This window comes from Nocardia sp. NPDC004123 (assembly GCF_053603795.1).
This window is the reverse complement of sequence record NZ_JBSGGG010000013.1, coordinates 42,035-55,969: the sequence shown is the minus strand read 5'-3', so window position 1 is coordinate 55,969 and position 13,935 is coordinate 42,035. Positions and strand designations below refer to the sequence as shown.

The following is a 13,935-nucleotide window of genomic DNA, read 5'->3' as shown; positions in this document are numbered from 1 at the left end:
CGTTCTCCCTCCCGGTCGATCACGATGCGCCCAAGGTATGTGACCCCACCGACAAGTCCTGCCCCACCCCCGAATCGGCTGGTGAGGACCCCTTCTCGCGGCAGCTCCCGCACCCATCCGCCGACGCCGGCGCCTGCCGTGAACGGAGCCCCGCCGCTCGAATCGGACGTATTTCACTGACTCGCAACGTAATTCCGATATCTGGCGCGGGAAGCTGTGCAATTCATCGCCATTCGCCTCGCCCGGTGCCGTGATTCGGCTCGTCAACCGGCAACGGTCACTCGGATTTCCGTCGTATCCGTGCCAATGGATGGTCCCCTCGGCTCCACGAAGATCGGCGCGCTCGGCAACCCGCCGCGCGATAAAATCGATCATGGCTCGGGGTTTCAGCTCGGGGTGATGCGCAATGGGTGATCGGCCGACCGGCGATGCCACCGCTGCCTTCGATCCATTGGCCGATCGGGCGGTGCGTGAGCGGTCGAGCGCGCCGATCGCGAGTGACGAACTCGGGCCGGGCGATCGGATCGACGATTTCGATCTGCTGCTGGAGCTGGGCCACGGCTCGTTCGCCACGGTGTTCCTGGCGCGGCAGCGCTCGATGCAGCGACTGGTGGCGGTGAAGGTGTCCACGGACCACGGCATCGAACCCCAGACGCTCGCCCGGCTGGAGCACGAGTACATCGTTCGGGTCTACGACCAGCGGGTGCTGCCGGAGCGCGGGCTGAAACTCCTGTACATGCAGTACCTGCCGGGAGGAACGCTGGCGGCGGTGCTGAAGCGGGTCCGCGAGACCCCGCCGGAGCTACGCAGCGGGCGGTTGCTGCTGAACGCCGTGGACGCGGCATTGGAGGAGAAGGGCGAGATCCGCACCACGGGCCTGCGGGTGCGTGAGGAAATCGCCGCCCTGTCGTGGCCGGAGACCGTGGCCTGGCTCGGACGCCGGCTCGCCGAGGCACTGGACTACGCCGAGCGACAGGGTGTACTGCACCGCGACATCAAGCCCGCGAACGTCCTGCTCTCCGCTGACGGTGTGCCGAAGCTGGCCGATTTCAATATCAGTTTCAGCGACCACCTCGCGGGCAGCAGTCCGGTGGCGTACTTCGGCGGGTCCTTGGCCTACATGTCGCCCGAGCATCTGGCGGCGAGCCACCCGTCGCTGCCCGGCACGGTCGACGACTTGGACACGCGCAGTGACATCTACGCCCTCGGCGTCGTGTTGTGGGAGCTGCTGACCGGCCGGCGACCGTTCCTCCGGGTCGAGGCGAAGGATTCGCAGGACTATGTCGAGCAGGAACTCGCGATCCGCCGCCGCCCGATCGCCGAGGAATTCCTGGACGACCTGCCCGCCGACTGCCCCGCCTCGCTGCGCCGCGTGCTGTTGACCTGCCTGTCGCCACGACGGGACGATCGGTGGGCCAATGGCGCGGAGCTGGCTCAGCAATTCGAGCTGTGCCTCGACCCCCGGGCCCGGGATCTGGTCGACCCACCGCAACACTCCCGGCGGCCGACTGGACCGCTGTGGCCGCTGCCGATGATCGCGATAGCGATCGGAATACCGAATGTGGTGGCGGCTGGGTACAACTATTACTACAACAAAATGCTCATCGTCAGTAAGCTCGCGCCCGCAGCTCAGCGGTCCTTCGACTATGTCGCCTCGGTGCTGTATCCGCTCGCTATCGCGGTGGGCGGAATCCTGATTCTCTACGCGTCGCGCCGCCTCATTGTCGTACCCATTGGTTTGCGGCTCGGATGGAACTACAGCGACCAGACCCTCACTCGGACGCGTATCGATGCGCTGCGGCTCGGTAGCCGGGCGGCGCGGATTGCCTTCGTGTTCTGGGTGCTCTGCGGCGTGATCGTCCCGGTGATGCTGAACCTGATCGCCGGCGGCGTTCCACGTGGCACCTACGTGCATTTCCTGCTGTCGGTCGTAGTGTGCGGCGCAATCGCGGTGGCGTATCCGTACTTCGCGGTCACCTGGTACGTGGTGCGGTGCCTGTATCCCGTCTTCCTCGTGCACGGACGGTCCGACGCCGCCGATATCGACCACCTGGGCCGCCTCGCCGGGCGCACCGGTTTCTACCTCACCGTGGCGGCCGCGGTGCCGCTGGTCGGCGTGACCGGCATAACCTTCCTGCCGGGCGCGGAGATCGAATCCATTATCTGGGCGGTCCGGATCCTGTGCATCGGCGGCATCATCGGCTTCGTGCTCGCCTATCTGCTCTACGGCGTCATCGAGAAAGATATCGAGGCGCTCGAACGTGTTGCCTCCGCATCCGATACGTGTGCCGCGGGCACGGACGAGCCGAGCCCCGATACGGCATCGGAGTCGTCTCGGCGGCAGGACTAGCGGTCGGGAGCCCCACACGGGCGCGGCGGCTGCGCTGGTCCGAGCGGTGCGCGCGGCGGTCCGCGACCGGCATCGATCCCCATTGGCGAGTCTCGGTGGGTGCGGGTGCACGCCTGGGAGGGGACGCCGATAATGTGATGGCGGATGAGTTGTTCTACCGCTGTTGCTGACCCGAAGTCGCTGACCCGCCGTTTCGGGCGGGTGATGTGGCTGGTTCCGGCGTTGTGTGTGGCCTCCACCGCGCTGTGCCTGATGCTGCCCGTGTGGCCGTTCAAGCAGATCACCGGTGGGTTCATCGACCTGCAGGTGTATCGGCTGGGCGTGCAGACGCTATGGCACGGCGGGGATATGTACGGGCAGTTGCCGCAGACCACGATCGGGATCGGGCTGCCTTTCATCTATCCGCCGTTCTCCGCGCTGGTGCTGTCGCCGTTCGCGGCGTTGCCCTGGGACGTGGCTCGCACCGGGTTCTTCGTGACCTCAGTGGCCGCGCTGGCGATTTCGTTCTATCTGGTGGCGCTGCGGGTGTGGCCGGGGGAGAGCCGGCAGCGGCTCGGGCTGTGGGTGACCGCCTGCGCCACGCCGCTGGCCCTGCTGCTGGAGCCGACCCACTCGACGCTGGATTTCGGGCAGGTCAATCTGCTGCTGATGGTGCTCGTGGTGGCCGACTGCCTGACGGAGAAGCCGAAGTGGCGGCGCGGCATGCTGATCGGCATCGCGGCCGCGGTGAAGCTGACGCCGGCCGCGTTCATCCTCTACTTCCTGATTCGCCGTGATTACAAGGCCGCCGTCACGGCCGCGATCACCGGTGCCGTCGCGACCGCGCTGACCTTTGCCGTATTGCCGCAGGCGTCGGTGAAGTACTGGTTCGGCGGGTTGGGCAATGTGTCGGGGCTCAGCGGTTCGGCATTCCATACCAATCAGTCGATTCAGGCGGTGCTGGCTCGGTTCGAGATCCACAAGCCACTGCTCACGATTCTGTGGCTGGTGCTGAGCGCCGCACTGCTGGCGCTGGTGGTGCCCGCCATGCGCCGCGCGGTGGACTTCCCGCCGCTGGCCCTCGGGATCAACGCGGTCTTCACGCTGCTGGTGTCCCCGATCTCCTGGTCGCACCACTGGATCTGGATCGCCCCGGCCCTGCTGGCGATGCTCGGATACGCGACCCGGTTGCCCTGGCGCCGTGCCGCGGGCTGGTACCTGGTCACCGCGATCACGGCCGCGATCTTCGTGATCGGCCCGCAGAACTGGCTCCCGGACGGTGAACATCGCGAATCGCACTGGACGCCTTGGCAGCACCTGATCGGCAACACCTACGTCTGGTTCAGCGTGCTGCTGGTGGCGCTGTTCCTGCTCAGCACCCGGCGTGTGCAGCCGGTCGACCAGAACCATGCGGTTGGTGCGCTGGTCCGTTAGGCCCCTTCCTGTTTCATCATTTCCGGTATCAGCTCGCGGTACTGCGCCGCGGCTGCCACGGCCGGGATGGTTGACGGCGGTACGGGTGTGGCGCATGGTGGGCCGATGGGCGATGACGTGCGGGCCGGGCTGAAGTTCTCCAGTCTCGACAGTCCCTTGTTCGACGGGGCAGAGGCCACCAAGGGCGATTTGATCGACTACCTGGAGGCGATCGGCGAGCGGATGGTGCCGTCATTGCGGGAGCGGCCGCTGTCGGTGGTGCGGGTGCGGCCGGGGCAGGAGCCGTTCATGCAGAAGAACCTGCCCAAGTACACACCGGAGTGGGTGCGGCGGGTGACGCTGTGGGCGGGCAGCTCGAAACGGGAGGTGTCCTACGCGCTCTGCGATGACGTGCGGACGTTGCTGTGGTTCGGCAATCAGCGCGCGGTGGAGTACCACGTGACACTGCTGTACGCGGCGGGTCTCGCCGACTATTCCGGCAGCCCAACGCATCTCGTGCTGGATATCGACCCGGCGCCCGATCAGCCCTTCGCCCAGGTGGTCGGGGCCGCGCAGCTCATTCGGGAAGCGCTGGCGGCGGACGGGCTGGCGGGCGCGGTGAAAACCAGTGGCTCCAAGGGCGTGCACATCTTCGTCCCGGTGGTGCCGGGCGTCGATCTCGAGGATGCCGCGGCGGCGACCCGGGCGATCGCCGCGCGTGCCGAGCGGCTCGATCCGCAGCTCGCCACCACGGCGTTCATTCGAGAAGACCGGGGCGGCAAGGTCTTTCTCGATTCGACCCGCGCCGGCGGCGCGACGGTGGTGTCGGTCTACAGCCCGCGGATTCGCCCGGGCGCGACCGTCTCGTTCCCGGTCGTCTGGGCGGACCTGCCCGACATCGACCCGCACGATTTCACGATTCGCACGGCGGCCAAGATGCTCGGCGACCGCGATCCCTGGGCCGAGGCCATGCCCGAACCCCAATCTCTCCCAGCCGATCTCATCGCCGAGGGACACACCATCCCGGTGGCGCGGGTGCAGGCCATGCACGAGGGCAAGCGCCGCGCCCGCGCCCGCCGTGAGAACTGACTCAGGCCAGGCACGCCGACCGGCACCCACACCACGGTGGACACCACCGGCAGCACGAGCACCCGGCTCAGGCCGGCCAGGCCCATGAGGGTGGCGGGCCCGAATTCGGCCGGCCAGACGATCGTCGCGGGACGATCCGGAATGGTGAGTTCGAGAGTCATGGATGAATCCGCATCCATTCGAGAAAGGCACGCGGAAATAGGCGAGTGGCAGGTGCGTCGCCGAATATCGGAAAGTCACAAATCGTCCGCCGCGTCGCCGATCGCATGATTCGGGCGGTTCGCCTACGCTGGTCGGCGTGATGAGAGCGGCAGGCGCGGTGGCGGGGATCGCCCTGATCGGGGCGGCGATCGCGGGCTGCGGCGGCTCGTCGAATCAACGGGCGGCCCCGGCGACGACCACATCCAGGGCGGCGGTGATGCCGGCACCGAACACCATCGGACTGTGCGGCGGGGTGGCCGATGCCGATGTCGGCCAGGCGACCGGGCTCAATGGGCTGCAGCGAGTGGCGGTGAATCCGCTGGGATGTGCATGGCAGCGGCCCGCGGGCGGTGACTACGCGGTGGTATTCCACTGGTTCCGGGGCAGTCCGCTCGCGGACCGGCGGACTCAGATCACCGACGCGCGCCCGTCCGACGTTCAGGTGGGCGGGCAATCCGGCATCGAATGGCAGGGGCCGCAGTCGTGCGAGGTGGCACTTCCGTTCGGGGACAGCGATTTCATCGATTGGTCGGAGCGGGCCGCGATTACCGAGACCGCCAAGGAGCCCTGCAAGGGACTGGAACAGCTGGCGGCGTCCACTCTGACGAAGGCCGGGCAGGGGTAATGCGTCGGGTTCGAACGCCAATCGCCTTGGCGGCCTTACTGATCGCCGCACTCTCGGGGTGCTCGCAGGGTCCGAAGGAATCGCCCGTGCGCGCCGCCGACGCCCCGAACCTGCTGGCCGGCTGCGGCCCGCTGGAGGATCAGAAGATCGCGAGCAACCTGCACGTCTCGGGCATCAGACAGCAGAGCGCCCCCACCATCTGCAACTGGACCGCCACCAGTCCGAACGGCGGTGCGGTCGACATCACCTACGCCTGGCTGGAGAACGACACCCTGAGCCGTGAGGTCCAGATCGCTGATCAATTCGGTTATCAGGTCGAGCGTTTGGTGATCAAGCACTTCGGCGGCATGTACTGGCGTGACCCGAAGGATCCGAGCACCTGCGCCGTGACCGCCTCCGACACCGGCACCGTCACCTGGTGGGTCCAGAACCGCGACCACGCGGCGCAACCGGACCCGTGCGCGGGGGCCATGACTCTCATGCAGGCCACCCTCTCGGTAGACGGTGTGTGACCGTTCCCAACCTGCTGCCGGACAAGAAGACAGCGGCGGTGAGGGTCGAGACCCTCATCGCCGCAACGGGTTTCACCGAAACAATCGCACTCGCCCGCTAGACGGCAGGCGCCGCGCCGGCGGGAGCCGGGGTGGAGTCGGGCGCGGACAGGCGCTGGGCCAGGCCGATGCCGACCGCGATGGCGGCGGGTACGCCGGTCAGCACCAGACCGGCCGCCGCACCCAGCGGAATGCCGATGGCGGCGCCCGTGAGGCCGCCCGCGATGCCGGTCGGCACCGACATGACCGTGACGCCGGCGATGGCGCCGCCCGCGGCGCCGATGGCGCAACCGGCCGCGCCGCCGATGAGGGTGCCGATCAGGGTGCCCATCGAGGTGGCCAGACCGAACTGGTTGACCGCCGCGGCGAACGCGGCATCCTGGTCGGCCTGGCTCGCGACGGTCTTCGGCACCGGCGCGGACAGGGCAGGGGCGGGGACGGTGGCGGCCAGGGTGTACGCGGTGATTTTCCTCATTGGCGAACCTCCGAAATTCTGGGTGGATGATTTCGAATGAGGGTGGAAAGGCCAGCACGTATTACACGGCCGCGTCATGGGGATACGCATCGTGCGTGGTGTGGTGAAAGGTCAGAGTCGTGTGGCGTGTTTCCACCCGCAAACGGGTGAGTGGAACGGATCACTCGGATACGGACTATCGCCGGGGGTCATGGGTCGTCCTCACCTCCTTGCGGCCGGAGCGCACGAGGGCGCTGACCAGGGTGCACCCGAGGAGTCGCCACGGCAGCAGGCCGGAGGGCGAGCACCCCTCTCGTCAGAGCTTCGGCACTGTACGACGTATCCCCAATGACAATGACGTTGGGAAGCCACTTCGGGTGACCCCTTAATCCGGGGAAACCTGTCCTAACCCTGGGCGTCTCTCGACGTCGTCGGATCAGTGGCCTGTGTTCGTACAGGAGCCTCGCCTAGCGAGGTGCTGATTGACGCCGCAAAGTCTGGCAGTAGAGGATTGATTCGTCAAATTCGGACATGCAATGTTCGCCCGTGGCCGCCGGAATTCCGGGTCGCCGAGTCAGGAGCGCATATGACCGAACCCACAGTATCGTCGAAGCCGGAATCGGTTGCGACGGTGCATCTGTCGCAGTTGCTGAAGGCGCCGGTGATCGCCGCGTCGGGGGAGACCATCGGCCGCGTGGACGACCTCATCGTGCGCCTGCCGGGTGGCGAAGCCTATCCGCCGGTGATCGGCGTGGTCGTCGGGATGGGCGGGCGCGATGTGTTCGTCTCCGCCGAACGTATCCGGCTGTTCGGAGCCGATCGCATCGTTCTCTCGGTCAACAAGGTCGACCTGCGGTCCTTCGAGCGGCGTGCGGGTGAGGTGCTGCTGCGCGCGGACATCCTGGGTCACCGGCTGATCGATGTGGAGGCGGTGGAGCTGGTGCGCGCCTACGATGTCGAACTCGATCGGGTCGGCGTGCCCGACGACTCCGGTTCGGGCTGGGTGCTGGCGCGACTGGACACCCGCCGCCCGGCTCGCCTGTTCGGGCTGATCAAGTCCGGCGGCGGTCACGCCTCCCGGGATTGGAAGGCGTTCGAGCCGCTGATCGGCCATGAGCAGTCGCTGACCCAGCGGCTCAGCAGCCGGTTGCGCGGGCTCAAGCCCGCTGAGATCGCCGACCTGCTGGAGGACGCGGACAAGCACGAGCAGGACGAGATCCTGGATCAAGTGCACGACGACCCTGAACTGGAGGCGGATGTCTTCGAGGAGCTCGACTCCGACAAGTCCAGCCGCCTGCTCAACGACATGTCCGATGCGGAAGTCGCGGCGCTGCTCGGGCGCATGCGCGCCGACGACGCGGCCGACTCCGTCATCGAACTCAAGCAATCGCGCCGCCGGCGGGTGCTCGACCTGATGCCGCCCGGGCAGCGCGTCAAGGTCGTCACGCTGATGGGGTTCAATCCCGACAGCGCCGGCGGGCTGATGAACGTCGACTTCGTCTCGTGTCCGCTGGACGCTACGGCGGCACAGGCGCTTTCGGTGGTCTCCGCCGCACACGCATTGCAGCCGGAGGCCCTGCTGAAAGTGCACGTACTCGACTCCGGCCGGCTGGTGGGCGTGGTCTCGGTGATCGCGCTGCTGCAGGCCGACCCGGCGACGCCGGTCGCCGGCCTCATGGACGACGATCCGGTGCGGGTCGCGCCCGAGACCGATATCACCGACATCGCCCTGTTGATGGCCGATTACAACCTGTACGCCGTGCCGGTGGTGGACGACGCCGATCGGGTGCTCGGCGTGGTCACCGTCGACGATGTGCTCGAGGATGTCATTCCTGACGACTGGCGGCGTCGTGAGCCCGCGCCCCGGCCGGCCCGGCCGGTCGCGACCGGATCCGGCGACGACTCGGACGGCGCGGCACGGCCATGACCGATGCCGAGGAGAACCGTTCCGCGAATCGTCGGTCGGCCGTGCTGGATTCGGCGCACCTGGGCGATATCGAGGGCGCGCTCGGCAAGATCAAGATCGGTGACATCGAGCATTCGCGCACGTTCAAGACCCGGATGCTGACGCTGCTGGCCATTATCGGCCCCGGGCTGATCGTCATGGTCGGTGACAATGACGCCGGCGGTGTCGCCACCTACGCGCAGGCCGGGCAGAACTACGGCTACAGCCTGCTGTGGGTGCTGCTGCTGTTGATCCCGGTACTGATCGTCAACCAGGAGATGGTGGTTCGCCTGGGCGCGGTCACCGGCGTCGGGCATGCGCGGCTCATCAACGAGCGCTTCGGCCGCGGCTGGGGCTGGTTCTCGGTGGGCGATCTCTTCGTTCTGAACTTTCTCACCATCGTGACCGAGTTCATCGGTGTCAGCCTGGCCGCGGAGTATTTCGGCATCTCGAAGTACGTCGTGGTGCCGGTGGCGGCCGCGGCGCTGGTGGCGATCATGGCCACCGGCAGCTTCCGGCGGTGGGAACGGGCGATGTTCGTATTCATCCTGATCACCCTGCTGCAGATTCCGATGCTGTTGCTGTCGCATCCCGACTGGGGCCGCGCCGCAAAGGATTTCGTGGTGCCCGGTGTCGAGGGCAGCTGGACCTCCGACGCGGTGCTGCTGATCATCGCCATCGTCGGCACCACCGTCGCGCCATGGCAGCTGTTCTTCCAGCAGTCCAATATCGTCGACAAGCGCATCACCCCGCGGTTCATCGGCTACGAGCGGGCCGACACCACCCTGGGCGCGTTCGTCGTGGTGATCGGTGCGGCCGCGCTCATGATGACCGCCGACTACGCCGCGCGCGCCAATGACGCGGTCGGGAAGTTCGTCGACGCGGGCGAGATCGCGCACCTGCTGGGCCAGGTCCACCGCCTGCTGGGTTCGGTCTTCGCGATCGTGCTGCTGGACGCGTCGATCATCGGCGCTGCGGCGGTCACCCTCGCCACCAGCTACGCCTTCGGCGATGTGTTCGGCATCAAGCACTCGCTGCACCGCGGGTTCAAGGACGCCAGGCAGTTCTATCTGTCCTATATCGCGATGGTGGTGCTCGCCGCGGGCATCGTGCTGATTCCGGGTGCGCCCCTGGGGCTGATCACCACCGCCGTGCAGGCCCTGGCCGGGCTGCTGTTGCCCAGCGCCAGCGTGTTCCTGCTGCTGCTGTGCAACGACCCGCAGGTGCTCGGGCCGTGGGTGAATCGCACCTGGCTGAACGTCGTGGCGGCGATCATCGTCGGCGTGCTGCTGTTGCTGTCGGGAATCCTCATGGCCACCACGCTGTACCCGGACCTGGATGTGGTCGCCACGGCCGGATACCTGGCGGTGGCGCTGGTGTTCCTGGCCGTGATCGCGGTGGTGGCGCTGAGGTTCACGCAGCGCGGGGCGCCCGCGCCCACGCCGCGGCCCCGCTTCGAGGCGTCCGCGAAGGACATCTGGCGGATGCCGCCGCTGACGCTGCTGGAACCGGTGACCTGGTCGGCCGGTACCCGGCTGGGCATGATCGCCCTGCGCGCCTATCTGGTCGTCGGCGCGATTCTGCTGCTGGTCAAGGCGATTCAGCTGGGGCGGGGCTGACGGCCGCGGGGCGCGGCCGAGCTCAGTGCTCGAGGAAGGTGGCGACGATGTTCCAGAACATGTTCGGGTCCACGCTGTTGAAATCCCAGCTCTCGGTGAGGCTGTGCGTGATGCTGACGATGCTCGGGATGTCGAAGTCGTGCCGGGTGGCGGTGCCCTTGGCCTCCACGGCGGTGACGACGTAGGCGGTGGCGGTTTCTGCGGTGTGGGGCACGAGGAAGCTCCAATCGAGGACCAGGACCGGATGGGGACACGTGGCCGTGGACAGCGTCGGCCACAACCACGCATCGCAAACGCCGTGGCGAGCCTCGCGGCGGGCACGTCGTGGCGTTTCCGTCCAGTTTTATTTCCGCTCGCGTCGCGCGGGAGTTCCGAAGACGCCAAACCGGGCCGGTACACGCCAACCTTGCTGTGTGGTTGCCGGAATACCGTACGGTAGGTGCGATTTCGGCCTGCGCGCGGGGTCCATCTTTCAGGAATCCTCGCGATCGCGCCAGCGATGTACGGCGCGCCGCAGGCTGGCCGGATCCGCGTATCCCAGGAATTCCGCCTGCTGAGCGCGTGGAAGGTGTTCGGCCCGTTGCAATCTGCGGCGCCGTGCCCGGTCCACCTCACGGCGCCAGGTGGTTCCGGACTCGGTCAGGCGGCGTTGTAGTGATCTTGGTGAGGTCAGCAGACGCCGCGCTACCACTTCCAGTGTCGCCGTGCCCTCGTCGAGAGCGCCGTCGAGGACGTCGCCGAGCCGTTCCAGCCAGGTGATGCCGGACTCGGGAGTGGCCGGCAGCGTGGCCGCGTAGGACAGCAGCACGGCCGTCAACTCGGGATCGGCCGACTTCATGGGAAGCGCCAGATCCGCGGTCCGCAGCGTCAGGGAGTCGACCAGGCTCCCGAAATCGATTGCGCGAGTGCCGAACAGCTCGGTGACGGCGGCGAGGTCGACCGGCGCGGCCTGCCGGAAGGTCACCCGCGTCGGCGCGATCGGGTAGCGGGTGGCCGCCCGGCCCCGGCCCACGAGGAGCGCGAAAGCCGCCTGCACCAACAGTTCTCGCCCGCGGCAGTCCTCCACCCCGGACAGCACCTCGTAGCAGACCTCGTGTTCGGTGCCATGCGTGATCCGAAAGCTGTAACTCGTTGTGAGACTGCCGGTGTGGTGCACGCAGGCGTCCAGTGCCGCGCCCAGGGTCTCCGCCGACAGGAACAGATACTCCAGCAGACCGAATTCGCCGGTCGCACTGTCCTCCGGTACGCGCAGGGCGATATCCGGGTCACCGGTTTCCTGTTCGAGCAGCTCCCACACCCGCAGGCAGTACCGGGACGACACCCGGGTCCCCTCGCCGCCCTCACGCCAGGCGGGGACCCCGGCCAGCCGGGCGATCCGCTCCGGATCGAGCCCCGCCCGGGCCGCCCGCTCCAGTGCGAACCGGGCCATCAGAATGCTGTCGTGAGAGTCGGATCGAGTAGTCACGGCCACCCATCACCACGCCGCCCGCCGGCGCGCGCTCGCCAGCTCCCGGCTCCAACTGGTCCCGGCCGCGGCCAGTCGTCGCTGCAGGGTGCGCGGGCTGGTATCCAGCCGCCGGGCCATGCCGTGGATCGACGCCGTCTCCAGCGACGGTAGTGAATCTAGTTCGGCGGCAAGCAGATCGGCCCAGGCGCGCGCGGGCGGGGTGGACAGGGTCGCTACCGCGGCGGCCCGGCGTAGCACGGCCGCCAGCCCCGGATCGGCGGTGAACTGCCGCCGGTTTAGGTCCGCATGGTGCAGCGTGAGCGTGTCGGCATCGGCGCCGAAATCGACCGCGGCCGTGCCGAAGAACTCGGTATACGGTGCGTGGTGGCGCGGCGCGCGTTCCCGCAGGGTCACCGCGACCGGCGCGATCCGCGTCCGGGCACCGAGCCGTGCACGACCGGTCAGGAAGGCGAAGCTCGCCTGCGCCGCGACCTCCGTGCCCCGGCCCTCCCCGGTCGTCTCCGCCGCGAAGGTGACGTGCCGGTCGTCCTCGCCGACCACGGCCAGGCGCCGCGTGGTCGACAGCGCGGATTCGAATTCCCCTGCGGCCCTGAACCCTTCGCCCACGGTCGACGCCGTGGCGAGCAGATAATCCATCATCCCCAGTTCCCCCATTCCGTACCGTTCGGCCGCCCGCAGTCCCACGTGCGGCAATTCCGCCCTGCGCTCGAACAATTCCCACAATCGCGGATAGCACTGCCCCGGAATGCTTCCCGGCGGCCCGTCCAGCGCGCCGGCCCCGATTCCCGCCGCCCGCGCCAATTCCACCGGATCCAGCCCCGCCGCCCGGGCTCGCGTCAGCACGAACCGGGCCAGCAGCACACTGTCCGAGGCGGTCATGATCGCTGCTCCATTCGCCCGGCCACACCGCCTCGTCCACGCCACCCAGGGTCACCTCGCCGGAGCGGGTACCCCCTGGAACTTCGGCGAATCATGGCGTATCGCCGTCGTGTTCGGCGGCCCAGCCGGATTCGAGATCTTCGAGGTGGCGTTTGCGGGCGCGGTCGACCTCGAGGCGCCAGGTGGTGCCGGATTCGGCGAGGCGGCGTTGAAGGGTGCGCGGGCTGGTGTAGAGACGGCGCGCGACCTGGTCCAGCAGCGCGTCGGTGCCGTCGAGGACTTCGGCCAGCACCGCCGCCACCCGGTCCGGCCACTCGGTGGCGCGCGGCGGCGGGGGCGGCATGGTGGCGGCGTGGCGGCGCAATACCGCTGCCAGCAACGGGTCCGCCGTGATCTGGGCCAGCTCGAAGTCCGCGTTGCGGAAGGTGATCCGGTCGACCGGAGCGCCGAAATCCAGCCGCGCCGTGCCGAACTGCTCAGTGAAGGCGTCGAGGCGGCGGGGCGCGCGCTCGCGCAACCCGATGCACACCGGGTCCATCGGGCGGCCGGCCGTCTGGCGCGTGCGCGCGATCAGGCAGGCCAGCGCCATCTGTACCGACAGGTCGCGGCCGCGGCCCTCGGCATTGACGGTGTAGATGTCGAAGGTGGACTCGGTCTCGGTCTGCGCGCCGGCCTCGACGCGGAAGTTGGTGGAGATCGACCCCACGAACGGGCCCAGCACGCCGAAGCCCGCGCCGACTGTCTCTGCCGTCGAGACCAGATAGTCGATCAGGCCGAATTCCCCGAGCCGGTAACTTGCGGTGGCCCGCAGGGTGACCTCCGGGTCGTCCAGCTCGTACTCCAGCAGCTCCCACAGCCGCGGGAAGTAGTCACTGGACACCCGGGCGTCGCCGTCCTCCAGCAGCCAGCCCGGCATGCCGGCCGCGCGGGCGAGGCGGGCCGGGTCCAGGCCCGCGGCCGCGGCGCGCGACAGGACGAAACGTGGCAGCAGCACGGAGTCGGAGGTGTGCATCAGCCAATGGTGCGGGGAATTCGCGGCCGGAAACCGCGAATTCGCCGAACTGTGAGACAACCCGCTCGTCCCCGATCTCCTGCGGGTCCGGGCGAGCGGGGTGTCGCTCCCTGTTCTGCTGCGGGTCAGGCGCGCAGGAAGGTGGCCGCTATGCCCCAGAACCGGCGGCGGTCGACCGCCTGGAAATCCCATGTCTGCGTGATGTTGTGCGTCGTGTTGACGATCCCGGGGATGTCGAAGTCCTCACGGGTCGCCGTCCCCTTGGCTTCCAGGGCGGCGATGACGTAGGCGGTCGCGGATTCCACGGTATGGGGCATGGGAGCTCCGGTCTGTCGTAGGGGCATGGGGCG

The 13,935-nt window shown here is 68.2% G+C and carries 13 protein-coding genes and 1 riboswitch; of the genes, 7 read left to right on the top strand and 6 right to left on the bottom strand.

Going from position 1 to position 13,935, the window contains the following annotated elements; translation table 11 throughout:
- The first annotated feature begins 406 nt into the window (after nucleotides 1-406).
- From ACWEQQ_RS19965 to ACWEQQ_RS19945, 5 genes are all read left to right on the top strand, one after another.
- Nucleotides 407-2,350, top strand: coding sequence for a serine/threonine-protein kinase (locus tag ACWEQQ_RS19965; protein ID WP_452349223.1), 1,944 nt, complete (start codon nucleotides 407-409; stop codon nucleotides 2,348-2,350).
- 144 nt (nucleotides 2,351-2,494) lie between these two features.
- Complete coding sequence (locus ACWEQQ_RS19960; protein WP_452339181.1) at nucleotides 2,495-3,763, top strand: glycosyltransferase 87 family protein; 1,269 nt, start codon at nucleotides 2,495-2,497, stop codon at nucleotides 3,761-3,763.
- A gap of 105 nt (nucleotides 3,764-3,868) precedes the next feature.
- The gene (locus tag ACWEQQ_RS19955; RefSeq protein WP_452349222.1) at nucleotides 3,869-4,831 is read left to right on the top strand and encodes a DNA polymerase domain-containing protein; all 963 of its coding nucleotides are present in this window, start codon (nucleotides 3,869-3,871) and stop codon (nucleotides 4,829-4,831) included.
- Between the two features lie 301 nt (nucleotides 4,832-5,132).
- Nucleotides 5,133-5,657, top strand: a complete 525-nt coding sequence (locus ACWEQQ_RS19950) for a DUF3558 family protein (RefSeq protein WP_452339244.1) — start codon at nucleotides 5,133-5,135, stop codon at nucleotides 5,655-5,657.
- Nucleotides 5,657-6,169: a DUF3558 family protein gene (locus ACWEQQ_RS19945; RefSeq protein WP_452349221.1), complete on the top strand. Its 513-nt coding sequence runs from the start codon at nucleotides 5,657-5,659 to the stop codon at nucleotides 6,167-6,169. Before ACWEQQ_RS19950 ends, ACWEQQ_RS19945 begins: the two co-directional genes overlap by 1 nt.
- Nucleotides 6,170-6,266: 97 nt before the next feature.
- On the opposite strand, the gene ACWEQQ_RS19940 is transcribed toward ACWEQQ_RS19945, so the two are convergent.
- Complete coding sequence (locus tag ACWEQQ_RS19940; protein WP_452339184.1) at nucleotides 6,267-6,683, bottom strand: hypothetical protein; 417 nt, start codon at nucleotides 6,681-6,683, stop codon at nucleotides 6,267-6,269.
- A gap of 280 nt (nucleotides 6,684-6,963) precedes the next feature.
- Nucleotides 6,964-7,144: riboswitch (M-box (ykoK) riboswitch) on the bottom strand.
- 104 nt (nucleotides 7,145-7,248) lie between these two features.
- Between ACWEQQ_RS19940 and ACWEQQ_RS19935 the strand changes: the two genes are divergently transcribed.
- Both ACWEQQ_RS19935 and ACWEQQ_RS19930 read left to right on the top strand, forming a co-directional pair.
- Entirely contained in the window at nucleotides 7,249-8,589 is a 1,341-nt protein-coding gene (locus tag ACWEQQ_RS19935) for a magnesium transporter MgtE N-terminal domain-containing protein (protein WP_452349347.1), read from the top strand.
- The gene (locus ACWEQQ_RS19930; RefSeq protein WP_452349220.1) at nucleotides 8,586-10,226 is read left to right on the top strand and encodes an NRAMP family divalent metal transporter; all 1,641 of its coding nucleotides are present in this window, start codon (nucleotides 8,586-8,588) and stop codon (nucleotides 10,224-10,226) included. Before ACWEQQ_RS19935 ends, ACWEQQ_RS19930 begins: the two co-directional genes overlap by 4 nt.
- 22 nt (nucleotides 10,227-10,248) lie before the next feature.
- Here the strand turns inward: ACWEQQ_RS19930 and ACWEQQ_RS19925 are convergent, their stop codons facing one another.
- The 5 genes from ACWEQQ_RS19925 to ACWEQQ_RS19905 form a co-directional block, all read right to left on the bottom strand.
- Nucleotides 10,249-10,440 (bottom strand): hypothetical protein, encoded by a 192-nt coding sequence (locus ACWEQQ_RS19925; protein ID WP_354835950.1) that lies wholly within the window; start codon nucleotides 10,438-10,440, stop codon nucleotides 10,249-10,251.
- A gap of 258 nt (nucleotides 10,441-10,698) precedes the next feature.
- Entirely contained in the window at nucleotides 10,699-11,691 is a 993-nt protein-coding gene (locus ACWEQQ_RS19920) for an AraC family transcriptional regulator ligand-binding domain-containing protein (RefSeq protein WP_452349219.1), read from the bottom strand.
- Between the two features lie 9 nt (nucleotides 11,692-11,700).
- On the bottom strand, nucleotides 11,701-12,573 hold the full coding sequence (locus ACWEQQ_RS19915) for an AraC family transcriptional regulator ligand-binding domain-containing protein (RefSeq protein WP_452349218.1): 873 nt from the start codon (nucleotides 12,571-12,573) through the stop codon (nucleotides 11,701-11,703).
- A gap of 91 nt (nucleotides 12,574-12,664) precedes the next feature.
- Nucleotides 12,665-13,585: an AraC family transcriptional regulator ligand-binding domain-containing protein gene (locus ACWEQQ_RS19910; protein WP_452349217.1), complete on the bottom strand. Its 921-nt coding sequence runs from the start codon at nucleotides 13,583-13,585 to the stop codon at nucleotides 12,665-12,667.
- Nucleotides 13,586-13,710: 125 nt separating this feature from the next.
- Nucleotides 13,711-13,902: a hypothetical protein gene (locus ACWEQQ_RS19905; protein WP_452349216.1), complete on the bottom strand. Its 192-nt coding sequence runs from the start codon at nucleotides 13,900-13,902 to the stop codon at nucleotides 13,711-13,713.
- Nucleotides 13,903-13,935 lie beyond the last annotated feature (33 nt).

Coding starts and splice junctions, on each gene's coding strand:
- ACWEQQ_RS19965 (WP_452349223.1), top strand. CDS start 407: ATGGGTGATCGGCCGACCGGCGATGCCACCGCTGCCTTCGATCCATTG.
- ACWEQQ_RS19960 (WP_452339181.1), top strand. CDS start 2,495: ATGAGTTGTTCTACCGCTGTTGCTGACCCGAAGTCGCTGACCCGCCGT.
- ACWEQQ_RS19955 (WP_452349222.1), top strand. CDS start 3,869: ATGGGCGATGACGTGCGGGCCGGGCTGAAGTTCTCCAGTCTCGACAGT.
- ACWEQQ_RS19950 (WP_452339244.1), top strand. CDS start 5,133: ATGAGAGCGGCAGGCGCGGTGGCGGGGATCGCCCTGATCGGGGCGGCG.
- ACWEQQ_RS19945 (WP_452349221.1), top strand. CDS start 5,657: ATGCGTCGGGTTCGAACGCCAATCGCCTTGGCGGCCTTACTGATCGCC.
- ACWEQQ_RS19940 (WP_452339184.1), bottom strand. CDS start 6,683: ATGAGGAAAATCACCGCGTACACCCTGGCCGCCACCGTCCCCGCCCCT.
- ACWEQQ_RS19935 (WP_452349347.1), top strand. CDS start 7,249: ATGACCGAACCCACAGTATCGTCGAAGCCGGAATCGGTTGCGACGGTG.
- ACWEQQ_RS19930 (WP_452349220.1), top strand. CDS start 8,586: ATGACCGATGCCGAGGAGAACCGTTCCGCGAATCGTCGGTCGGCCGTG.
- ACWEQQ_RS19915 (WP_452349218.1), bottom strand. CDS start 12,573: ATGACCGCCTCGGACAGTGTGCTGCTGGCCCGGTTCGTGCTGACGCGA.
- ACWEQQ_RS19910 (WP_452349217.1), bottom strand. CDS start 13,585: ATGCACACCTCCGACTCCGTGCTGCTGCCACGTTTCGTCCTGTCGCGC.
- ACWEQQ_RS19905 (WP_452349216.1), bottom strand. CDS start 13,902: ATGCCCCATACCGTGGAATCCGCGACCGCCTACGTCATCGCCGCCCTG.